This window comes from Chitinophaga sp. 9-1-y, assembly GCF_059511905.2.
Map to the genome: position 1 here is coordinate 410544 of NZ_CM197955.1, position 22736 is coordinate 433279.

Consider the following 22736-nt stretch of genomic DNA (forward strand, 5'->3'; position numbering starts at 1 on the left):
TAGCCAGGTTAAATAATTATCTGAGTAATGTTACATTGCCTTTCAGCTGAAAAAATTCATTCGTATCACAATAGGCTTCGATGAAATAAATGTATACATCGGCCGCCTGTGGTTTACCGTTGAAAGTGCCGTTCCATCCTGCGCTGATATCATCTATATTGATTCTTTCCCGGTGAAATACTTCCTGCCCCCAACGGTTGAAAATGCGGAATGATTTAATAAAATTGATACCTCTGCCACGTGGATAAAAAACATCATTTTGTCCATCACCATTAGGGCTGAAGGTGTTCGGTATAAATACCACGTCGGTATTGCAAATCAGGTCTACATTCATCACATCCGTTTTTTTGCAGCCATATTGATTGGTGCCGGTGATGCTGTAGGAAATAGGCTTACGTATGGCTGCTGTTACATAAGGAGAAGTAGGATTATCCAGGTAATCTTCCGGACTCCATTTCCAGCTTACAATATCCGGGCTGCCGCTGGCCGTCAGTTTCACCACATCGCCTACCGTAACGGTTTGGTCTTTTCCTGCGCTGACATTAGGTACCGGCTTCACGGCCACTTTCACAGAGAGTGGCGCACTCATCGGGCAAATGGGATCATTGGTACCGGTAACCTGGTAGGTGATATCGGCAGACGGCGTGGTAAAAGGATTGGCAATGGTATTATTGCTTAACCCGGTTACCGGTGTCCAGTTATAGATGGCCGCGCCTGTGGCCTTTAGTTGTGTAGAAGAACCATAGCAAACAATCGTATCCGGGCTCACCGTGAGATTTACTTTTGGTACAACAGAGATATCTGTTGAATCAGATACCGCACAGCCATACTGGTTAGAGGCCGTTACCACGTAGCGTGTATTCGTTACCGGTGTAGCCACCGGGTTATTGCAGGCGGTACAACTCAGCGTACCGGAGGCCATCCACTGTACCGTTCCATCCGATAATGCGTTGAGGGTAACACCGTTGCCTTCACATATCTTTGGTTGCTGGGCAGATGCTTTCACAAATGGTGTGGGATGGATATTGATGATTTTACTCACAGAGTCCATGCAGTTACGTGCATCTGTTACTACCAGTTTAATGGCTTGCCCGCCGGAAGCGGTATACCTGATTGCCGGCGGTGTTTGTGAAGTGGACTTTTGCCCGTTACCTAAATCCCAGTTCCAGTCGGCAATAGGAATATTGGGAGAAGTAATCGTGTTGTTGATAAAAGATACAGGCTGACCTGCACAGGTAGCGGGACCCGTAGTGAAGTTAGCCTGTGGCGCCAATATGTTGATATCGTTAGGCTTGGTGACAATATCATCACAATAAGCCGGATCGTTATAATGGATGGTGAGCTGATTGCCGTAAGAACCGGTAGCGCTCCATGTTTTTACATAGGTTTGGTTAGTGGTAGTATATATTTCCCCATCTCCAAATTGCCAGGTGTAGCCAGACACCAGGCCTAATGGCACATTTAATATTTCATACGTAGCCTTGCTGCCGCGACAGATGGAGCTAACGCCGGCAGTAAAGTCGGCCCTGAAATAATAGATGGTATGGAAGCTGCTATGGTGGCAGTTATTGCCGTTTTCTCCGATGGTTAAACGTACTGTGTAGTTGCCGGGCGTGGTATAATTATGTGCAGCGTCCCTGGTATTTACCAATGGCGTATTATCTCCAAAATCCCATTCGTAGGTGGTATTAACACCGGTGCCAATAGAATTATTGGTGAAGATGAATTTACTTTTATCGTTGCAGTCGCGCACTGCTGTGAATTGTGATACCGGGCCGGTTACCACTACGGTAGCAGGCGGCGCTGCCGTAAAGCAACCATTGCTACCGGCTTTCATTTGTACGGTCAATGTACCATTGGCATTGAATGCATGCCTGATATCATTATTACTCCCCTGATCAGTGGTGCCATCACCGAAATCCCAGCTGTAGGTGTCTGCGTAGTTGGCATTGGCCAGCAGCCTTACCGGATCACCTACGCAGGTACTGGTAGGCGACACACTGAAACTTACATTAGACGGCGGGTTACCGGTATGTACGTATTTATCAAATGATTTGGTAACGACGCATTGACTTTTGGTTGTAACGGTAACGCCTATATTATACGTGCCCGTTTGCGGATATTGGTGATTAACATTGCCAGTATTGGTGCTTTGTGTATTCCCATCTCCGAAATTCCAGTCCCAGGACATGATAGGGTCGTTAATGCTATTAGTGGAGGTAGCAGTGAATGCCGCCGTAAAAGGCACGCAGCCAGCCAGCGGGGACGACAGCACCACATCAGGTAACGAAATATCGATATAAGCCGGCTTCTTTAAGGTAGACGTGCAGCCGTTACTGTTAGTAACGGATAAGGTTACATCAAATTTGCCTGCCCGGGTATAGCTATGGGAAATATAGGCGTTGCTGGTAGTAAGTACAGTGCCATCTCCAAAATCCCAGGTGCGACTGGTAGCATCCAGTGTGGCATCGGTGAGATTAGCGCTGTATAGTTTACAGCTTTTGGTGAGGTCTGCGGAAAAGGAAACCTGTGGCGTACTGCCTACCACAAAAGTGCGGTAATAAGTGCTGGCAACTGTGCCACCAGTCACCTTATAAATAGCTTCCAAAGTGATTTTTACCGGTCCGCCGCTGGTGTAAGTTACCTGGGGATCAATATCATGTGAAGTTCTCCCATCTCCAAAATCCCAGTTATAGGCAATGGGGGTTCCGGTGCTGGTATTCTTGAGGGTAATGGTAACAGGTGAACACAGGCTTCCCGGAGCAGCGGTATAGGTAAAGTCCGCCTTCTGCGCCAATAAGTTATTTGCCTGCAACAGAGATATCAGGAGCAGCAATGTACATAAACACTTTGCCTGTAGGTATTTCATAGGTTACACAGGTTTTCCATTAACTGAATAGCTCCACAAATTAACAAAAATTACATATATAATTTTTTTGATTTTCAAATTTTTTGACATTGGTGGTGTTTTATACACCCTGTGCTACATAAAATACCACCAATGACAGACTGAAAATCAAATCGTTACCTGATCAGGGTCACGTTGCCCTTCAGAAGATTAACGGCCCCCTTGTCGCACACCACTTCTACATAATAGACAAACACGTCCGGATTCAACGGAACACCTTTAAACCGGCCATCCCATCCTTTGGAAGGATCGTTGGAATTGACCCCGGTCCGCTCAAATACCAGCTGTCCCCAGCGGTTGAAGATCCTGAAAACGCGGATGGTTTGCATTCCCTGCCCCCGCACATAGAACACATCATTCTGTCCATCTCCGTTAGGGGAGAAGCTATTGGGAATGAAGATGCTGCCTTCATCACATACCAATTTCAGGGAAATATCATCGGAAGCGGTACATCCAAACTGATTCATCACTTTTACATGGTAGATAATATCATCCGTAGGTGTGGCGGTAGGTGTAAGGCAGTCGTAACAACTGAGTCCTTTTACCGGCGTCCATTCAATTTTTACAATGTCGTTGCTGCCTTTTACCGGTAACGGAATGATGGAACCAGTAGCCGTAACGATATCGGGCCCTGCATTGATCACCGGCGCACTACGCACATATACTTTGGCAAGTACCGTATCTGTGAAGCAGGTGCTGTTGTTATATCCCACTACCTGGTAAGTAATGTTACCATCCGGGGTGGCAATAGGATCCGGGATATCGGAACGACTAAGTCCACGGGATGGAATCCACTGGTAGCGCAGTGCGCCGCCGGCATTCATCTTCACACTTTCACCCGCACATATTTCCATATCCTGGGCATAAATATGAAATGGCTGTGTGACGGTAACGGGTATTTCTCCCTGGTTCGTACAGCCGAACTCGTTAGTGGCCACCACATGATATACGGTATCAATGTCCGGCGTTACCTGTGGCGAAACACTGGCGGGATCTGAGATATTATAATTGCTCCATTGCACTTTCACATTGGCGGTAGTATTGGCCTGTAATTGCAGGCGTGATCCGCGGCAAATGGATGCAGTGGCTGGCGAAGGATTCAGTATAGGTGAGGGGTTCACCACCATGCTGGCGTTTGTAGTTGCCGGACAGGAACCATCAGCGTTGGTGATAGTTAAGGTTACCGGTACCGTACCCGGGCTATTGAGGCTGATTTCAGGCGGAGTAGGTTGATTAAACGTTTTGTCCGGACCCACCTGCCATAACCATTTGGTACCAGGCACATTTTTAGTATCGCTGCCCTGCAGTTGCACCTTTCCTGATACACATAGTGGTTGAATAGGCGCTATGACGGGTACTGCCTGTGGCGGAATTACTACCGGTAATGTTTTTTCATCTATACAACCATAAGCGCTGGTAACTACCAGTTTTACGTTCATGGCGCCCGGCTGTGGATAAGTGAATTTACCATCTAATGTACTGGCGGTATTATCCGGATTGCCCGGAACGCCGAAATCCCACGCGCTGGTGAAATCCAGTGCCAGCGAATCTTTGGTCAGTGTTTTACTATTGTTGGTGAACGTAACCAGTCCGCCGCCACAAACCTGGAAGGCGTTGGTACTGAAATCGGCAGTCGCTTTATCCACAATAATTTTATCATTTCCCTGCGCTTTTACCACACATCCTTCATTGTCTATCAATGATACCCTTGGGTAGTAAATACCTGATTTTACGTACTTATGTGGTGGAGAAACGGGCGTAGTGGAGGTAAGTACGGTACCATCATCAAAGTCCCACATGTAGCTGTCTGTTTTTACAGAAGTAGCGCTGATGCTAACATCCATGGGAACGCAGCCTTGCGTAGGCGTGCTTTTCATAGTGCCATCAGGCCCTTTAATGGTAATAGGTAAAGTGCTGGAGCTGCTGCATCCACCTTCCGAGTATACGGTCAATACTACATTATATGTTCTGGCCCGGACATAAATATGTACGTCGGGATCGTTTTTGGTAGAGGTACCATTATCTCCAAAATCCCAGTTGGCATTTTTATAATCAGTGGAAGTATTGGTGAACAATACTTTTACCGGTGGGCAGAGATCCAGTTTATCAGGAATTGTAAAGGATGCTTTTGGATCCGGTACTTTGATCACATTCGGTTTCGTGATTTCATCCACGCAGCCCGCCGCAGTGGTCACTTTCAGGATTACGTTATAAGTGCCCGGCGCGGTATATATTTTCGTAGGCTTGTTACCGGTACCGGTGGTGTTGTCACCAAAATCCCAGGCGTAGGTTTGAATGTTACCTTGCGATTGATCCACAAAAGTGAACGACTTATCGAGACACGCGATATTGGTTGGCACCATGAAATCGGCCTTTACGCGATCGAATTGAATCACCTTTTGTACGGTAGAGATACAACTGAATTTATCCGTTACGGTTAATGATACCGTATAATCGTTGGCGTTAGTATAAGTATGTTTGATCCCCAATGGTTGGGTAGGATAAGCTTCTTTGGCACTGCCATCTCCAAAATCCCACTCCCAGTTGAGGATTTGGTTACCGGTATTGGTAGTGGATTTGTCGGTGAAAGTGAATATTTCATCTTTACATCTCTTACCAATGTAATCAAAATCAGGATCACTGCCGTTTACATCAATGGATATTACGGGTGCATCTTTCACACAACCATTTTTATCTGTGATGGTGAGTTTAATATTGAAGGTCCCGGTTTTGTTATATTGATGTGCTATTCCTTTTGTAGGGTCAAAGTTATAAGCAGGAATGGCCTGTATCGGGCTTCCATCTCCCCAATCCCATTTATATTCATTGATGTTATTATTATTCAAAGGCCCCAGGCTGATATTTATTTTTTCCGTTTTACAGATCCGTGGTTTATCGGAGGTAATCAGTGGTTTTTCATCTATGATATTTACTGACAAAGAATAGGTGTTGGTACAAATACCATTGTCGATGGTCAGTTTCACCTGTTTGATACCGGTTGTCTGGTAAGTAAAGTCAGGGCTTTGATCAGTAGAAGTGGCGCCGTTTTCCCCGAACTCCCACAGCCACGTTTTTACGGCAGTAGGAATAGGTCCAAAGGTGGAATTGTCGGTAAACTTACGATGATAAGGGTCCGTACAATCTGGTGTAGTGCTGAAACGCGCGATGGGCGGAATAATCTGGATATAGTTTCTTTTGATCAGTTGCTCGCGGCAGCCGTTATTGTTTACTTCCAGTATAACATCGTGACTGCCAATTTCATTGAACTGGTGATTAGGATTTTCCTGTGTGCTGGTGCTGTTGTCTTGTACAAAAGTCCAGATCCAGGAAGTACCGCGGGGTACAGAAAGATTGGTAAACTGTACCGGGTCTTTTGCGCAGGATTTCAGGGGAGTGGCAGTAAAATCCACTACAGGCCTGATACCAGCAGTAATAATCGTTTGACCGTTGGCGATACAACCGCCTGCCGTGGTTACTTTCAGGTTTACAAAGAAGATACCTTCTTTCGTAAAAATATGCGTAGGCTTTGGAGCAGTAGAAGTGGTGCCATCGCCAAAGTCCCACTGATAGCTGACAATTGGGTCCGGTATATTTACTTCTGCGTAAAAATCTACTGATAAAGGCACACAGCCTTCTGCCACACTGCGATAAATGGAAAGGTCTGGTTTAATGATTTGAATATAGTTCGCTTTGCTGACGGTTTTACTACAACCCAGTGTGTTGGTGGCTGTCAGGCTAATGGAGTAAGTACCTTCTTTCGTATAGGTGTGTGGAGGATTTTGAGTGGTGGCAGTGGTGCCATCGCCGAAAGTCCAGTTCCAGGCGGTGGCATTAGATGATTGTGCATTAAACTGCGTGGTAAATGGTGTGTTACAGGCACTTATGGGTGTCGCAATCGGATCAATATCAGGCGCCGGATTCACGTGAATGGTTTGTTGTATTTCTTCCGTGCAACTGCCCAATGTAGCCTGCATTTTAACGAGGTAGTCACCGGGCGCAGGGAATTGTTTTAAAGCATCGGTGCTGGTTTGCAGGGTGCCGTCGGGAAAAGCCCAGATAACATTATCTGGTGCCGGTTGTGTGGTATTTTTAAATGTAACGTTTTGCCCGGCGCAAAGCGCGGAAAAAGTAAAGGAAGGCTTTACTTTCGATATAACGATGTAATCTGTTTTGGTCAATGGAGCGGAGCAGTTGCCGCTGGTGATGGCGGTTAGTTTTACGGTATATTTTCCTTCTTTGGTGTACGTATGCTGTGGATTAGTGCCCGTGGTTCCATCGCCGTAATCCCAGGTATAGGTCACGGGGTCAGGGGAGTTATTAACTGTGTTGTTGAAAAAGTTAACCGTGAAGGGGGTAGTACAGCTTTGTGTTCTGTCTGCCGTAAAAGAGGGGGTAGGCGCGCTTTGTACTTTTATCGAAACAGGGCCGCCGGTGCTGGAACATCCCATGCTGTTGGTAACGGCGCTGATAACGTTGTAACTACCTGCCTGTGTGTAAGTATGTGTGGCGTTTGCACCTATGGCGCCACCACCATCTCCAAAATCCCATGTGATATCTGAAATGGTGCCATCGCCGGGTGTGGATTGGTCCTGGAACGACGCCATATAGGGCGCACATCCGTTAACATTAGGTGTAATGAATTTTGCATCCGGTTTATTATACACCTGTATGTCCAATTGTTTCACAACGACATTGGCAGGGCTGTAGGTGGCGGTCATTTTTACATGATAGATACCCGGATTCTGGAAAGTTTTGGAAGGGGTCAGGTCATTGGTAACATTCGCTCCCAGTCCGAAATCCCATTCAATTTTCTGGTAACCGGCATCCAGAGTAGCCGTGAAATTAACGAGAAAAGGAGGACAGGCAGCCTGCTTATCTGCCTTAATTGATACCGATTGTGCATGCGCAGTAAATGCGATCGCCAGTACAGGCAGCAGGCTGCAAAAAATATACTTGATGGCATTCCGAAATTTATGGTGTAGGCTTTTCATGGCATAGAGTGGCGTTAAAGCCGTTTCATAGGTATATTCAAAGTATAAAAATAATAATAATGTTTGGAAAACCGATGCTTTTATGTATGTGGCTGAATGGCCGTAACTTAGCAGAAAAGAATTCAGGAAATGGATAGTCAGTACTGGAATAACCGATATATTAACGGAGATACAGGATGGGATATGGGAGCAGTATCGCCACCGTTGAAAGCGTACATAGACCAGCTATATGACCGGGATATTCGTATACTCATTCCCGGTGGAGGCAATAGTTACGAAGCCGCCTATCTTGCCGGTCAGGCATTTAGTGATGTAACGGTGCTGGATATTGCGCCGGTATTGGTGGAAAAATTGCAGGAATCGTTTGCCCGTACCCGTGTGAAAGTATTGGAAGAAGATTTTTTTGCACATACCGGTAGTTACGACCTGGTACTGGAGCAAACTTTTTTCTGCGCCCTACCTCCTTCACGCAGAGCGGATTATGTGAAACATATGTATTCGCTGATTAAACCCGGTGGCCACCTGGCAGGTGTATTATTTAACCGCACTTTTCCGCAGGATGGCCCTCCTTTTGGGGGGAGCGAAGCGGAATACCGCGAGTTATTTACGCCGTATTTTGATATCAAAACTTTGTACCCTTGCTATAATTCACATCCGGCCAGGCTAGGAAGTGAGTTGTTTATTAACTTTATGCCAAAACTGAAGAAATTATGGGCAGATACTTGATAGCCGTCCTGTTATTGTTGACAGGAAGTTCGTTGATGGCGCAGCAAAAGTTATCCGAAGATGCAGCGGCCTTTGATAAAGACATTCAACAGCCTGGTATACAGGTATTTGATGTACGTACTGCCGCTGAGTTTAGCACGGGTTATTTGCCACATGCGTTGCAGGCAGATTTTACCAATAAGGAAGAGTTCAATCATCGGGTAACCTACCTGGATAAACAAAAGCCGGTATATGTATATTGTTTGAGCGGAGGACGCAGTCATGCTGCTGCTGAATGGATGAGAAACAATGGTTTCCAGCAGGTGGTAGAATTGCAGGGAGGTATTAATGCGTGGAAGCAGGCAGGTAAATCACTGGAAGGAGTAGCCAACAATCAGCCACAACTCAGCGTAGCTGATTACAATAAGGCTACTCAACAAAAGGGAATCGTATTAACAGACGTGGGCGCCAAATGGTGTCCGCCCTGTAAACAGATGGAGCCTGTGCTGGAGCAATTCTTTAGCAAGCATCCGGAAGTAAAGAAAGTATTGGTAGATGGAGGTAAAGACCAGCAGGTGATGAAAGCGATTCAATCCAAAGGATTGCCTACTTTTATTTTTTATAAAGATGGAAAAGAAGTGGGACGTAAGGAGGGTGTGATGACGCTCGCGGAGCTGGAGAAGTTGGTTGGATTTTAGCGAGTTTTGTCTTGGGACAGGATTAGACTGATTATACTGATTTTATTTTTTGATTAAGTAAGATATAAAGAAGATGGAGGGAAGATATTAGCGAAGGTTATTCGCTAATATCTTCCCTCCATCTTTTAAAATCAAAAAAAATAAAATCAGTATAATCAGTCTAATCCTGTCCCAAGACAAAAACTTTGCTTAGAAGCCGTATATCCCGCTGTATTTCTGTTGCGCATAGGCGAGGAAATCGCCGAACACCAGTGGTTTCCCGGTTACTTTTTCACATAATTCGTTGGAAGTATAATACCGGCCGAAAGGATGGATATTAGTCCGGAGCCATTCCAGTAAGGAGTGGTAGTTGCCTGCTGCGATTTGTGTATCCAGCCCTGGCACCTGTTTTTGTGCAGCGGTAAAGAATTGTGCCGCATAGAAACTGCCGAGGGAATAGGTAGGGAAGTAGCCGAAGCTGCCGTGCGACCAATGAATATCCTGCAATACGCCCTGTACGTCGTCAGGTACGGTTACGTGTAGGTATTGACGGTAGTATTCGTTCCAGGTATGTTTCAGGTCTTTTACATCAATACTTCCGTCGATTAGTCCTTTTTCAATTTCGTAACGGATCATGATATGAAAGTGGTAAGTGAGTTCATCTGCTTCAGTGCGGATGAGTGAAGGTTGTACTTTATTGATGGCTTTATAGAAATCGTTTAATGATACGTTCGCCAGGTTTTCGGGGAATAGTTGTTGCAGGCGGGGGTAGTGGTGTTGCCAGAAGTTCAGGCTACGGCCTACGTTATTTTCCCAAAGCCGGGATTGCGACTCATGTATACCGAGGCTGGTGGCTTCTCCGCAGGGGAGTCCGTATTGTTCTGTAGGCAGGCCTTGTTCGTACAGGGCGTGTCCGCCTTCATGGATACAGCTCCAGGTCATGTTACCAAAATCGTTTTCATCGATGCGGGTAGTGACCCTTACATCCAATGGGTTGAAGCTGGTGGTAAAAGGGTGTTCTGAGATATCCTGGCGACCTGCCTGCATGTCGTAGCCCATGCTTTCCAGCAGGGAAATACCGAATTTCCATTGTGCATCGCGATTATAGTGGAGATGCAGGAAATCTTTATTCACGGGTGGTTGTTGTTCTATTTGCCCGAGGAGGGGCGACAGGGCTGTTTTTACCTCGTTGAAAATGGTATCCAGCATGTTGGTGGTGGCGCCTTTTTCGTATTCATTGAGGAGGGCGTTGTAGGGGTGTCCTTCGTAGCCGAGGATGTCGGTTTCCTGTTTTTTCAAGGCAATCATTTTGGAGAGGGCTGGTGCAAAGAGTCTATAGTCGTTGGCTTTGCGTGCTTTTATCCAGGCATGATAGCTTTCGTTGGTAACGGTCGACATTTCTGCCACAAAAGCCGCTGTATATTTTTTATTTTTTTCAAAGTCTTCCGTAGAGAGTAATATATTTTTCTGTGCCACGGTATCCACGGTGGTATTGCCTTTGAGGGCCTGAAGTACGGCATCCAGTTCGGGGGCGGTGAATAGTTCGTGGGCGATGGTGCTGAGGGTGGTAATTTGTTGACCGCGGAAGGCGGCACCTTTTTCAGGGAGGTAGGTTTCCTGGTCCCAGCCTAATACGGCGAGGGCGTTTCTCACGTCCGCAATTTTTTGCATTTTTATTTTGTAATCCGCATATTGTTCTGCTGTAGATTTGCTTCCGGGCATAAAACTTGTTTTTTTGCAAATTTAGTTGATGCCGGGAATGAACCATTAATTTTTGCAGATATGAAAATAAAAGAGATCATACAGGCAATAGAGCAGTTTGCTCCTTTGCAGTACCAGGAGAGCTATGATAATGCGGGGCTTATTTTTGGGCGGGCCGATTGGGAGGTCACCAATGTGTTACTGACACTGGATGCTACGGAGGAGGTGATAGAGGAGGCCATTGCGCGGGGTTGTAACCTGGTAGTGGCTCATCACCCGATTGTTTTCGGGGGGCTGAAGAAGATTAACGGGAAGAATTATGTGGAGCGGGTGGCCATTAAGGCCATCAAGCATGATATAGCGGTATATGCGGCGCATACCAACCTGGACAATGTGCGGAAAGGGGTATGTGCGCAGATGGCGGCTAAATTAGGGTTAGAGGAATGCAGGGTATTGTTGCCCAAGGGGGGCTTATTAAAAAAGTTATACACATTTGTGCCTGCGGCAGATGTGGAGGCAGTGAGGGAAGCGTTGTTCGAAGCGGGCGCCGGGCATATCGGTAATTATAGTGAATGCAGTTTTAACGGGGTAGGCCAGGGTACATTCAAAGGGGCGGAAGGGACGAATCCTTATGTGGGTACGCCGGGAAAAAGACATTTTGAAGCAGAAATAAAGTTGGAAGTAATTTTTCCGGTATATTTGGAAGGTAAAATTTTGCAGGCATTGCGGGGGAGTCATCCTTATGAGGAAGTGGCTTATGATGTGATCAGCCTTGATAATGCTTACCAGGAGGTAGGTTCCGGGTTAGTGGGTGTTTTGCCGGCAGCCATGGAAGAGATGCAATTTTTGCAACATGTGAAGCAGCAGTTTGGTACTGGTTGTGTGAGATATACCGCTTTAAGGGGTCAGCCTGTTAAAAAGGTGGCCTTATGTGGAGGGGCGGGTAGTTTCCTGTTAAAGCAGGCGATATCGGCCGGGGCAGATGCGTATATTTCGGCAGATTTCAAATACCATGAATTTTTTGACGCTGATAATCAATTAATTATAGCAGATATTGGACATTTTGAGAGTGAGCAGTTTACTGTAGAATTATTTTATCATATATTGACTGAAAAATTCCGTAATTTTGCGCCTCTTAAATCTACGATTAAAACAAACCCGGTAAATTATTTATAATACATGGCAACCGTAAAAGAATACTCCGTTGAAGAAAAATTAGCGTCTGTACTCAGATTGCAAAAGATTGATTCCAAGCTGGATGGAATCCAGGTGCTGAAAGGGGAGTTGCCGATGGAGGTAAAAGACCTGGAAGACGAGATCGAAGGATTGAACACCCGCCAGTCTCATATCGAAAATGAGATGAAAGGTATACAGGACTTCGTTGCCAGCAAGAAGAACGCCATTAAAGAGGCGGAAGCGCTGATCAAGAAGTACGAGAAGCAGCAGGACAATGTGAAGAACAACCGTGAGTTTGAAGCCATCACCAAAGAAATGGAGATGCAGGCGCTGGAAATCAAGCTGGCTGAAAAGCATATCAAGGATGCAAACGAAGAGATTAAAGAGAAGAGTCGTGTCCTCGAAGTGGCTAAGAAAGCAGTAGCGGATAAAGAATCGAACCTGAAGCACAAGAAAGGCGAACTGGAAAAGATCATTGCTGAAACAGATAAAGAAGAGAAAGCTTTCCGCAAAGAAAGTGAAGAAGCGAAAGTGAAGGTAGATCCACGTTTACTGCAGGCTTACGAAAAAATCCGTAAGAACTACCGTAATGGTTTGGCTGTAGTAACTGTAGAGCGTGATTCCTGCGGTGGTTGCTTCAATGCGATCCCTCCTCAGCGTCAGGCGGAAATCCGTCAGCACAAAAAGATTATTGTTTGCGAGCACTGTGGCCGTATCCTGGTAGACAATGACCTGGAAGCTACTGTGACGATCTAACAAACATAAGTTATTCAATAGGAAAAGGGCATCTCCGGATGCCCTTTTTTCGTGTAGGCATGTCCGTAAAAAATATACTAATTTATTTAGTTTTGTTTTACTAATTATATTAGCTTTGTGTCCGGTGCCGTTGCGCAGGTACCTTGCGTAGTAGTGCTGTTATTTTATGGCAGGGAATTGGATGGGGCATTGCAACTTTAAAAAATGTGAACTGTTATTTGGGATTTGGAAGATGATATGTGAGATTTGGCTTTAATTTTTGGAATTTTTCCCCGTATGCGTAGTATTTTTTTGTTGCTTTTATTGAGTGTAGGGTTGAATGTGAGTGCCAGGCAGAAAGTATTTGATTTTAATACCCGATGTGAACAGGCGTATGATGCCATTATGCAGCTGCGCATTAACACAGGCCGGGCTTTGTTGGAAACCGAAAAGAAAGAGCATCCGGATAACCTGGCGCCTTATTTTCTGGATAACTATGCAGATTTTTTCCCGCTCTTCTTCAATGAAGATGCGGCAGAATATTCGAAGAAAAGGAGTTTGCGCTCCTTCCGGCTGAATAAAATGGAGGAAGGATCCCCGGATTCTCCCTACTATCTGTACACACAAGCTGCTATCAAATTCCAGTGGGCACTGATAAAGATAAAGTTTGATGAGAAGTGGGATGCCACCTGGGAAATCCGGAAAGCATATATGATGCTGAAAGAAAACCAGCAACGTTTTCCCGGCTTTGTACCCAATAACCTTTTGCTGGGAGCCATGCAAACCGTATTTGGTACTATTCCCGAAGGCTATAAGTGGATTACCAACATCCTGGGAATGAAGGGGAGCATAAAAGATGGGATGGCCAATGTGAACAAGTTCATTGAAAGCAATGTACCCGAAGCAAAAATGTTCAGGGAGGAATCTTACTACTACTATTGCTACCTGACACTCTTTATTGTGAATAAACCGGAAGATACCTGGGAGTTTTTGCAACGGAAGCAGCTGGATACAAAAAATAATTACCTGTTTGCACTGATGGTGGCCAATCTCTCCCTGAATAACCAAAAAGCAGCCGTGGGGCTGAAAGTGTTGGAGGAGCGGAATGATACCGCAGAATACGCAGACATTGAGTACTATAACTATGTAATGGGGCTGTTGAAGTTAACAAGACTGGACCCCGACGCACATGTTTACCTGGAGCGGTTTGTAAATGATTTTAAGGGGAAGTTTTATGTAAAAGAGTGTTTACAGCGACTGAGCTGGTATTACTATCTCCAGGGAAATCAGGCCGCTGCGGATAAATACCGGGCCATGATTTTTACGAAAGGCGGATTGGAAACGGATGCGGATAAACAAGCCCTGAAAGAAGCTAAAAGCGGTAAGTGGCCTAATCCCTTCTTGCTACGGGCGCGGTTGCTGAGTGATGGCGGATATTTCCCCAAAGCACTGGGCATGCTGCTGACGAAGCACGCTGCCGACTTCCCGGCTATGGAAGATAAACTGGAATATGCTTATCGTTTGGGACGTATTTACGATGAAAGCGGACAAGATGACCAGGCCATTGCCATGTATGATGTAACCATTAAAGTGGGTAGCAACCGGCCGGAATATTATGCCGCCAGGGCTTCGCTCCAAATGGGTTACATTTATGAAAAGAGAAACGACAAAGCCAAAGCACTGGAATGTTATCAACGTTGTTTGAGCATGAAGGGGCATGATTATAAGAATTCCCTTGACCAGCGTGCCAAAGCAGGCATTCAGCGGGTGAATGGAACCTAAGCTTTCAACATCATAAAGGAATTTCCTTACTTATGTTACAGCGATTAACCATCAAGAATTACGCAATTATCGATCACCTGGAAGTAGACTTCTCAGGGAACCTGAATGTTATCACCGGAGAAACCGGTGCAGGTAAATCCATATTACTGGGAGCACTTTCCCTTATCCTGGGAGAAAGGGCAGATCCGGGCGTATTGTTCGATAAAACAGGTAAGTGCATTATTGAGGGACTTTTTAAAGTAAAGAAATCCCAGGTCGCCGCCTTTTTTCAGCAGCATGAACTGGACCTGGAAGACCAGCTGATTATCCGGAGAGAAGTGAGTGCTACCGGTAAGTCAAGGGCCTTTGTGAATGATACACCGGTAAATATCTCCCAGCTGACTGAATTAAGCAGTTACCTGGTAGACCTGCATCAGCAGTTTGATACCCTGGCACTAGGCAACGCCGACTTCCAGCGGGAAGTAATTGACGCCCTGGTGAATAAGCCTGCCATCATGCAACAATACCACCAGGTATTTGTGCAATATGTACAGGTACAGAAAAAATACAAGCAACTATTCGATAGCCGCGATAGCGCCAATAAAGAGCTGGACTATAACCGTTTCCTGCTGGATGAATTATCCGATGCGGCTTTTGGTCCCAATGAAATAGAAGACCTGGATATAGAGCTGCAAACGCTGAGTCACGCCGAAGAAATTAAAAATACCCTCAACAGGGTTTACTTTCAGTTGAAAGAAGATGAGCAGCCTGTTTTGCAACAACTTAAGCAAATACAGTCCTCCCTGCAGGGATTGGCTGCTTTTCATAAAGAAATGCCGGTGGTGGCGCAAAGAATGCTCTCTGCCTACCTGGAACTGCAGGACATCGCCGGGGAAGTAGAAAGCATCAACGACCAGGTACAATACGACGGACAGCGTATTGAGGTGGTAAATGACCGGATGGCGCTCGGGTATCGCCTGTTCAAAAAGCATGGTGTACAAACAACTGACGAGCTCCTGGCGATCAAAGACGCGCTGACAGTGAAAGTGGAAAGTGTACTGAACCTGGATGAGCAACTGGCTGACCTGGAACAGGAGCAGGCCCGTTTGAAAGAAAGCCTGCAGCAAATGGCAGCGGACATTACCGCTCAGCGGCAGGAACAATCCACCCCCTTCGAAAAACATGTAAATACCTTACTGGCACAGGTAGGCATGCCTAATGCCCGCCTGAAAGTAGATATCGTGGCAGGGGAGCTGAATCCATATGGACAGGATACCATCGAGTTTTTATTTGACGCCAATAAGAGCAATCAGTTTGCACCAGTAGGTAAAGTGGCTTCTGGTGGTGAGTTAAGCCGGTTGATGCTTTGTATTAAGTCGCTCGTGGCGCAATCAGTGGCATTGCCAACGCTGATCTTCGATGAAATAGATACTGGTATTTCCGGGGAAGCGGCCCGGCAGGTAGGCGTGATCCTGAAGGGACTCGCCAAATCCCACCAGATCATCTGTATTACCCATCAGCCGCAGATAGCCGGTAAAGCAGATGCACATTATTTTGTATATAAAGACGCCAAAGCGGACAAAGTGACAACCAGCGTCCGCTTGCTGTCCGAGGAAGAGCGGGTGAATAAGATTGCGCAGATGCTGAGTGGAGAGCGGCCAACGGCGGCTGCCCTGGAAAATGCGAGGGAGATGCTGACCGTGAACTAGTAGCACTGTCAGGAACCGTCTATTAATGGAGGATTGACAAGATATATTTGGCTGTTAGCCGTTAGTGATGCGCTGTTTGTTGGTGGGAAACCCGCTAAAAGCGTATCGCTCACAGTTAACAGCTTTTTTTTTCAACTATAACTGCTATTTTTGCCGAAATTAATTTTGACCAAATGGCTCATAACTTATTAAAAGGGAAGAAAGGTATCATCTTCGGCGCACTGGACGAAAAGTCTATTGCATGGAGAACTGCACTGCGTTGTGTGGAAGAAGGCGCTGAAATTGTGCTTACCAACGCCCCTATTGCCCTGCGTATGGGTGAGATCAACAAACTGGCGGAAACTTGTAAAGCACCTGTAATTCCGGCGGATGTAACCAATATGGATGATCTGACCAACCTGTTCAACAAATCCATGGAGCATTTTGGTGGTAAGATCGACTTCGTTCTCCACTCAGTGGCAATGGGTATGAATATCCGTAAAGGCAGAAGCTATACTGATCTGGATTACGATTTTAACCACAAAACATTTGATATCTCTGCAATGTCGCTGCACCGCGTACTGCAAACAGCTTACAAACTGGATGCATTGAACGAGTGGGCGTCTGTAATTGCATTGTCTTATATCGCAGCGCAGCGTGTATTCCCTGACTATGGTGAAATGGCGGATGCCAAAGCCCTGTTGGAATCAATTGCCCGCAGCTTCGGTTACCACTATGGTACCGCTAAGAAAGTACGTGTAAACACCATCTCTCAGTCTCCCGTTAAAACCACTGCAGGTGGCGGCGTGAAAGGTTTCGATGGTTTCATGACCTATGCAGATGCCATGAGTCCACTGGGCAACGCTACTGCCGATGAGTGTGCGAACTACGCCGTGGCCATGTTCTCTGACCTCACCAAAATGGTGACCATGCAGAACCTGTTCCATGATGGTGGCTTCTCCTTCACCGGAGTATCCAAACCTGTTATTGATCAGATGGAGAAATAAGCTTACAGCATAAAACTATTTAGGCGAATGATTAAAGTGGATGAAATCTGCTTTAATCATTCGTTTTTTTATGGCGGGATGCTTCCTGGCTCTTAAGAATAAAGCCGAAAGATTGCTGCAAAGGATACCTGTCATATGCTTTCGCCAGAATAACTTTTTATTCATCTCACAAAAAAACAAAAGCGAACGATTAAAGCAGATTTAATCCGCTTTAATCATTCGCTTAAATAGCTTTGTTTACAAGTGCGTTAGCACTTTTGCTTTATCCTTTCGGCCTTCAGCTCTTCCGAATGCTAGTATTCATCTTCATTAAAGAAGAAATCGTCTTGCGACGGATAATCAGACCAGATATCTTCAATCCCCTCATAAATTTCTCCCTCATCCTCCAATTCCTGAAGGTTCTCGATTACTTCGATCGGTGCACCGGAACGAATGGCGTAGTCGATAAGTTCGTCTTTAGTAGCTGGCCATGGAGCGTCCTCCAGGTATGAAGCTAATTCTAATGTCCAGTACATCTTATTAAAATTTTTACTTTTTAATTTTTCGCAAAAGTATTATTTAATTTGAAATAAACAACTTTTACTATTTTATCGGTTAATTACTTTTCTTTGGGTTATGCTAACCGCCCGCAATGTTACCAAAAATTATTCCAATTTACCCATCTTAAAAGGGGTAGACATTACTGTCAGTAAGGGAGAGATTGTGACCATCGTAGGTTCCTCCGGAGCTGGCAAAAGCACCTTACTGCATATCCTTGGAACGCTGGATACGCCCACTACCGGCGAGGTTTGGCTGAACAATGTCAATCTGACCGGTTTAAAGGGGAATGCCCTGGCCGATTTCAGGAACCGTCATATTGGCTTTATTTTTCAGTTCCATCACCTGCTACCAGAATTCACTGCCCTGGAAAATGTTTGCATACCCGGTTATATTGCCAGTACCCGCAAAGCCGCTGTTAAAGAGAAAGCCCTGTTCCTGCTGGAAACCCTGGGACTTAAAGACAGGCTTGAACATAAGCCCAATCAGCTTTCAGGTGGAGAACAGCAACGGGTAGCCGTAGCACGCGCACTCATCAATGACCCGGACGTAGTGATGGCAGATGAGCCTACCGGGAATCTTGACTCCCGTAACGCGAAAGAACTGCACCATCTTTTCCTGGAACTGCGGGATAAATTACAGCAAACCTTTATTATCGTGACCCACAACGAAGAACTGGCGCCCATGAGCGACCGGCAGCTGGTCATGAGAGACGGTAAGATTATTTAGCAGAAGCAGGGCTATAAAGGACTAATAGCCATAAATGCCAATCCCGGCGCGGAAAGTATTGCAATGCGCATTTACAATGTCGCGGATATGCGTGGAATAACCACCTCCCATGGCCACTGCACAAGGAATGTCATGTTGCTTCAGCGCGTGGAATACCATTTCATCCCGCTCCAGGCAGCCCTGCGGTGTTACCTTCAACTTCCCGAATTTGTCGGTGCCCAGGATATCTACGCCCGACAGGTAAAAAACAATATCCGGTTTTACCTTGTTAATCAGTACCGGCAAGGCATCTTTCAGCAACTGCAGGTAGGTAGCGGTATCCATGCCATCGGCGAGGGGAATGTCCCAGTCAGATACCTCTTTATGGAAAGGATAGTTATGCGCTCCGTGCATGCTGAACGTGTATACATGCGCGTTATTGGCGAAGAGGGCGGCTGTGCCATTGCCCTGGTGTACGTCGAGATCTATTATCAATGCCTGCCGGATGCGTTGTTGCTGTAGCAGGTAGTTGGCGGCAATGCCAAAATCATTCAACAGGCAAAAACCTTCTCCATGATCCGCAAAGGCGTGGTGCGTACCACCGGCCACATTAAAGCCAATACCGTGTTCCAGTGCATGCAACGCTACATCAATAGTACCCTGGGCAATCACAATTTCCCGTTGGGTAAGTGCGGGTGATTGTGGAAAGCCAATTTTCCGTTGCTCCCGTGGCGACAGTGTCTGTTCTATGAGCTGTTGCCAGTAGGCTGGCGTATGGGTCAGCAGAATAGTGTCGGCAGTGGCAGGCGCCGGCGTAAACAGTTGCCCGGGAGTGATCACACCTTCCCGCAGGAGCTGGGCAGGTATCAGTTCATATTTGAGCATGGGGAAGCGATGGTCTTCCGGCAGCGGGTGCGTATAAATATCGTGATAGGCAATCTTCATAAAAAATACGTGCTTGGGTCACTGTGCCCGGATAATCGATTTTCCGGCTATTACAAACACGGCATCCGTTGTATAGGGGTCCAGGTTCGCCGAGCCGGTAAAGTGTCCGAAAGCGGGTAAAATGCCGCAATGCCGGCCAAAATAGAAGCAGGGTAAACGTAGCCGCTGCTTACCGGCGCCATGCATAACAAATGCCGGGTGCAAATGGCCGGAGAAAGTGTACTGGTAGCCGTTGCTATCTTCACAAGGCTCATGGATAAAATGAATATTGCGGAGGGTAAGGGTATCGTGCACTGTTATCTGCAATTGACCGTACAGGTCATCCGGCATAATATCATGGTTGCCCCTGACCAGGTCTACACTGATGTGTGAAAACTGTTGCCGCCATACCTTGAAATACTGTACCTCATTATTTTCATGGCTATGGAACATATCTCCCACAATAATGATCCGGGTAGGCAGATATTGGGTGATCAATTGCTGCAGGCGGAAAAGATCTTCCTGTACAATGCCGGCCGGAACGGCGATACCCGCCTTGCGGAAATGTGCCGCCTTGCCCAGATGCAGATCTGACAGGATCAATGCTTTTTCTTCTTCCCAAAATATTGCCCGCTGGGGCAACAAATGCCAATGCTGTTGCTGAAAATGAAATATTTCCCCGACCACTGAATCAACTGTTTTTGAATGTTCCGCAAATTATTGAATTCTTAGCCGTTCGTGATCAATTTTTTGATCCGGTCTTCCAGTTTTTCGCTGGTCATGGTGTCGCGCAAACTGTCGACTTTAATCGGGAAGCAGAAAGGCGTTAGTTTCTGTGGAAAGGTGATGACGATTTTGCTCACCGCAATACGTTCCAGTGTTTCCCGTAAACGGGCTTCTTCCATCTGGTAAAAGAAGGCTTCGTTAAAAGCTTGCCTGAGCAAAAGATTTTGAGGGTCGTAGTCGCCGAACACGTTGAACAACAAGGATGCCGATGATTGCAGGTGCCGGTTGGCCTTATGTTTCCCCGGATAGCCCTGGAAGATGAGACCGGCAATCACGGCGATGTCGCGGAATTTACGCCTGGCCATTTCGGTGGCATTCACGCTGGTTTGCAGCTCTGTGAGCAGATTATCCGTAGAAAAGAGCTGTTTGGCATTGTCGGCAGTGAGTGGAATCGGTTGATCAGAAAGCAATTCAAAGCCATAATCATTCATCGCAATAGAGAAGGTGATTGGCCGGATACGGCTGATACGGTAAGCCAGCAGCGCTGCCATTACTTCGTGTACGAGCCGGCCTTCAAAGGGATATACAAACAGGTGGTAGCCATCTTCGGTTTGTATTTGCTCTATCAGTAGTTCGTTGGCCTGGGGGATGTGTGATAATTCTTCCTGCAGGTTGAACAATGGTTGCAGGGCTATCAGCTCCGGATCTTTAGTGTTGCGGGAAAGCGCCTCATTGAATTTCTCCCGCAACTTGCGGCCAAGGTTTGACGACAACGGAATACGTCCGCCCTGGTAGCTGGGTACGATTGATTTTTTGGAATTCGATTTACGAACCAATACTGTCATGTCCTTTATCAGCACATATTCCAGGTTGCGGCCTGCCAGCGTAAAAGAATCACCTACCTGCAACCGGGAAATAAATCCTTCTTCAATCACGCCTACGTAGCCACCACTCATGAACTTTACTTTCAGCATGGCATCGCTCACAATAGTGCCTATGTGTAAACGGTGGCGCATGGCCATCATGCGGCTGCGGCAGATATAGAAGTCACCGGTGCGTTCAATTTTTTTGAATTCGTCGTAGCTGGCCAGCGCATCGCCGCCAGTGGTAACGAAGGCCAGCAGCCATTGCCAGTCTTCTTCTGTGATATGTTGATAACAGAACGTTTTCCGTATTTCCTCCCATATTTCACTGGCATAAAAGCCATCTGAAACGGCCAGTGTCATCAGGTATTGCAACAGCACGTCGTATGCCAGTACCACCGGCATTTTGCTTTCAATCAGGTCTTCTTCCATCGCTGCTTTCAGCGCGGCAGCTTCTACCAGCTCCAGCGCATGGGTGGGAAGGAAAAATATTTTGCTCACTGCTCCCGGCTGATGCCCGCTACGACCGGCCCTTTGAAGGAACCGTGCTACTCCTTTGGGGCTGCCTACCTGGATTACGCTGTCGACCGGCCGGAAATCCACGCCCAAATCCAGGCTGGCCGTGCATACCACGGCTTTAAGGATGCCATTATGCAAAGCTTCTTCTACCCAAATACGCAATTCCATGTCGATAGAACCATGGTGTAACGCCAATGCACCTGCCAGCATAGGATCTGCTACCAGCAGGGTTTGATACCATCGTTCCGATTGGGAACGGGTATTGGTAAATATCAGGGTTGTTTGACTATCGTGTATGATGGGCAAGGCCTGTGGCAACATCTTCAGCCCAAGATGTCCTGCCCACGGATAGTTTTCCATTTCCTCCGGGATCACACTTTTGAGGGCAATCTTCTTTTTCAGGGTAGCCCTGATGATGATACCATCGTTGTGATAAGGCCCCAGCAGTACTTCCAGCGCTTCTTCCAGGTTACCGATAGTAGCAGATATGCCCCATAACCGGAGTGCTTCGCGGCGCAGCCCTTTCAGGCGACTTAGTGCCAGTTCCACCATGACACCGCGTTTGCTGCCCATCAACTCATGCCACTCATCTACCACTACGGTATGCAGGCGGGCAAATACTTTGGGATATTCTTTTTGTCCCAGCAGGAGGTGTAAGCTTTCCGGGGTAATGATGAGAACTTCGGGCATCTGTTTTTTCTGTGCCGCACGAAGCGCCACAGAAGTATCCCCGCTGCGGATGCCTACTTCCCAGGGTATATTCAGTTCCTGCAGGGCACTTTCCATGGCCCTGCCCAGGTCTTTGGCCAGGGCACGGAGTGGCGTTACCCACAGCAGTTGTAAACCATTTTTTGTTTTATGGGTATAGTCTTTAGGATGGGCATCTATCCAGGCAATGACGGCGCCAAGAAACAGGGAAAAAGTTTTTCCGAAGCCGGTAGGAGCATTCACAATACCTGACTTGCCCTGTAGATAAGCCTTCCAGGCATCTTCCTGGAACTTAAAGGGTTTGAGGTCTTTATCGCCTAACCATTTATTAATCACCTTCCATCCACCCGAACGTTGTTGCATGCCTTGAAATTAGCATAAAATGATAAATCACGAAACGCT

Annotated in this window: 15 protein-coding genes; 8 read left to right on the plus strand and 7 right to left on the minus strand. The window is 46.5% G+C overall.

Annotation, left to right across the window (positions count from 1 at the left end):
- Nucleotides 1-16: 16 nt before the first annotated feature.
- Together AC5ZC7_RS01850 and AC5ZC7_RS01855 are read right to left on the minus strand one after the other, a co-directional pair.
- Nucleotides 17-2869, minus strand: coding sequence for a PKD domain-containing protein (locus AC5ZC7_RS01850; RefSeq protein ID WP_496159865.1), 2853 nt, complete (start codon nucleotides 2867-2869; stop codon nucleotides 17-19).
- Between the two features lie 155 nt (nucleotides 2870-3024).
- Nucleotides 3025-7899: a PKD domain-containing protein gene (locus AC5ZC7_RS01855; protein WP_496159864.1), complete on the minus strand. Its 4875-nt coding sequence runs from the start codon at nucleotides 7897-7899 to the stop codon at nucleotides 3025-3027.
- 129 nt (nucleotides 7900-8028) lie between these two features.
- On the opposite strand from AC5ZC7_RS01855, the gene AC5ZC7_RS01860 reads away from it, so the two are divergent.
- Both AC5ZC7_RS01860 and AC5ZC7_RS01865 read left to right on the plus strand, forming a co-directional pair.
- A complete protein-coding gene (locus AC5ZC7_RS01860; protein ID WP_496159863.1) occupies nucleotides 8029-8625 on the plus strand; it encodes a methyltransferase domain-containing protein in 597 nt (198 codons plus the stop codon).
- On the plus strand, nucleotides 8610-9302 hold the full coding sequence (locus AC5ZC7_RS01865; protein ID WP_496159862.1) for a rhodanese-like domain-containing protein: 693 nt from the start codon (nucleotides 8610-8612) through the stop codon (nucleotides 9300-9302). Before AC5ZC7_RS01860 ends, AC5ZC7_RS01865 begins: the two co-directional genes overlap by 16 nt.
- Before the next feature lie 189 nt (nucleotides 9303-9491).
- Here AC5ZC7_RS01865 and AC5ZC7_RS01870 read toward each other — a convergent pair whose 3' ends face one another.
- Nucleotides 9492-11003 carry a carboxypeptidase M32 gene (locus AC5ZC7_RS01870; RefSeq protein ID WP_496159861.1) on the minus strand — a complete coding sequence of 504 codons (1512 nt, stop codon included), beginning with the start codon at nucleotides 11001-11003 and terminating at the stop codon, nucleotides 9492-9494.
- Between the two features lie 60 nt (nucleotides 11004-11063).
- Here AC5ZC7_RS01870 and AC5ZC7_RS01875 point away from each other — a divergent pair, with 60 nt between their 5' ends.
- From AC5ZC7_RS01875 to AC5ZC7_RS01895, 5 genes are all read left to right on the plus strand, one after another.
- On the plus strand, nucleotides 11064-12158 hold the full coding sequence (locus AC5ZC7_RS01875; protein WP_496159860.1) for a Nif3-like dinuclear metal center hexameric protein: 1095 nt from the start codon (nucleotides 11064-11066) through the stop codon (nucleotides 12156-12158).
- A 3-nt stretch (nucleotides 12159-12161) separates the two neighbouring features.
- The gene (locus tag AC5ZC7_RS01880) at nucleotides 12162-12914 is read left to right on the plus strand and encodes a C4-type zinc ribbon domain-containing protein (protein WP_496159859.1); all 753 of its coding nucleotides are present in this window, start codon (nucleotides 12162-12164) and stop codon (nucleotides 12912-12914) included.
- 276 nt (nucleotides 12915-13190) lie between these two features.
- Entirely contained in the window at nucleotides 13191-14675 is a 1485-nt protein-coding gene (locus AC5ZC7_RS01885) for a tetratricopeptide repeat protein (protein WP_496159858.1), read from the plus strand.
- Between the two features lie 32 nt (nucleotides 14676-14707).
- Nucleotides 14708-16363: a DNA repair protein RecN gene (gene recN, locus AC5ZC7_RS01890; protein WP_496159857.1), complete on the plus strand. Its 1656-nt coding sequence runs from the start codon at nucleotides 14708-14710 to the stop codon at nucleotides 16361-16363.
- A 173-nt stretch (nucleotides 16364-16536) separates the two neighbouring features.
- Nucleotides 16537-17349, plus strand: coding sequence for an SDR family oxidoreductase (locus AC5ZC7_RS01895; protein WP_496159856.1), 813 nt, complete (start codon nucleotides 16537-16539; stop codon nucleotides 17347-17349).
- 293 nt (nucleotides 17350-17642) lie between these two features.
- Here the strand turns inward: AC5ZC7_RS01895 and AC5ZC7_RS01900 are convergent, their stop codons facing one another.
- Nucleotides 17643-17864 (minus strand): DUF2795 domain-containing protein, encoded by a 222-nt coding sequence (locus AC5ZC7_RS01900; protein WP_012794455.1) that lies wholly within the window; start codon nucleotides 17862-17864, stop codon nucleotides 17643-17645.
- Nucleotides 17865-17964: 100 nt separating this feature from the next.
- Here AC5ZC7_RS01900 and AC5ZC7_RS01905 point away from each other — a divergent pair, with 100 nt between their 5' ends.
- On the plus strand, nucleotides 17965-18615 hold the full coding sequence (locus tag AC5ZC7_RS01905) for an ATP-binding cassette domain-containing protein (RefSeq protein WP_496159855.1): 651 nt from the start codon (nucleotides 17965-17967) through the stop codon (nucleotides 18613-18615).
- A gap of 21 nt (nucleotides 18616-18636) precedes the next feature.
- On the opposite strand, the gene AC5ZC7_RS01910 is transcribed toward AC5ZC7_RS01905, so the two are convergent.
- Genes AC5ZC7_RS01910 through AC5ZC7_RS01920 form a run of 3 tightly spaced genes read right to left on the minus strand, consistent with a single transcriptional unit; the run spans nucleotide 18637 to nucleotide 22697 of the window.
- Nucleotides 18637-19539 (minus strand): histone deacetylase family protein, encoded by a 903-nt coding sequence (locus tag AC5ZC7_RS01910; RefSeq protein WP_496159854.1) that lies wholly within the window; start codon nucleotides 19537-19539, stop codon nucleotides 18637-18639.
- Nucleotides 19540-19557: 18 nt separating this feature from the next.
- On the minus strand, nucleotides 19558-20205 hold the full coding sequence (gene pdeM, locus AC5ZC7_RS01915) for a ligase-associated DNA damage response endonuclease PdeM (protein WP_496159853.1): 648 nt from the start codon (nucleotides 20203-20205) through the stop codon (nucleotides 19558-19560).
- A gap of 41 nt (nucleotides 20206-20246) precedes the next feature.
- The gene (locus tag AC5ZC7_RS01920; protein WP_496159852.1) at nucleotides 20247-22697 is read right to left on the minus strand and encodes a ligase-associated DNA damage response DEXH box helicase; all 2451 of its coding nucleotides are present in this window, start codon (nucleotides 22695-22697) and stop codon (nucleotides 20247-20249) included.
- Nucleotides 22698-22736: the final 39 nt, after the last annotated feature.

Bases quoted from the DNA above. Each gene is read 5' to 3' on its own strand.
- AC5ZC7_RS01920 (WP_496159852.1), bottom strand. From the start codon at position 22,697: ATGCAACAACGTTCGGGTGGATGGAAGGTGATTAATAAATGGTTAGGC.
- AC5ZC7_RS01885 (WP_496159858.1), top strand. From the start codon at position 13,191: ATGCGTAGTATTTTTTTGTTGCTTTTATTGAGTGTAGGGTTGAATGTG.
- AC5ZC7_RS01865 (WP_496159862.1), top strand. From the start codon at position 8,610: ATGGGCAGATACTTGATAGCCGTCCTGTTATTGTTGACAGGAAGTTCG.
- recN (WP_496159857.1), top strand. From the start codon at position 14,708: ATGTTACAGCGATTAACCATCAAGAATTACGCAATTATCGATCACCTG.
- AC5ZC7_RS01860 (WP_496159863.1), top strand. From the start codon at position 8,029: ATGGATAGTCAGTACTGGAATAACCGATATATTAACGGAGATACAGGA.
- AC5ZC7_RS01910 (WP_496159854.1), bottom strand. From the start codon at position 19,539: ATGAAGATTGCCTATCACGATATTTATACGCACCCGCTGCCGGAAGAC.
- AC5ZC7_RS01895 (WP_496159856.1), top strand. From the start codon at position 16,537: ATGGCTCATAACTTATTAAAAGGGAAGAAAGGTATCATCTTCGGCGCA.
- AC5ZC7_RS01850 (WP_496159865.1), bottom strand. From the start codon at position 2,869: ATGAAATACCTACAGGCAAAGTGTTTATGTACATTGCTGCTCCTGATA.
- AC5ZC7_RS01855 (WP_496159864.1), bottom strand. From the start codon at position 7,899: ATGAAAAGCCTACACCATAAATTTCGGAATGCCATCAAGTATATTTTT.
- AC5ZC7_RS01880 (WP_496159859.1), top strand. From the start codon at position 12,162: ATGGCAACCGTAAAAGAATACTCCGTTGAAGAAAAATTAGCGTCTGTA.
- AC5ZC7_RS01900 (WP_012794455.1), bottom strand. From the start codon at position 17,864: ATGTACTGGACATTAGAATTAGCTTCATACCTGGAGGACGCTCCATGG.
- AC5ZC7_RS01870 (WP_496159861.1), bottom strand. From the start codon at position 11,003: ATGCCCGGAAGCAAATCTACAGCAGAACAATATGCGGATTACAAAATA.
- AC5ZC7_RS01905 (WP_496159855.1), top strand. From the start codon at position 17,965: ATGCTAACCGCCCGCAATGTTACCAAAAATTATTCCAATTTACCCATC.
- AC5ZC7_RS01875 (WP_496159860.1), top strand. From the start codon at position 11,064: ATGAAAATAAAAGAGATCATACAGGCAATAGAGCAGTTTGCTCCTTTG.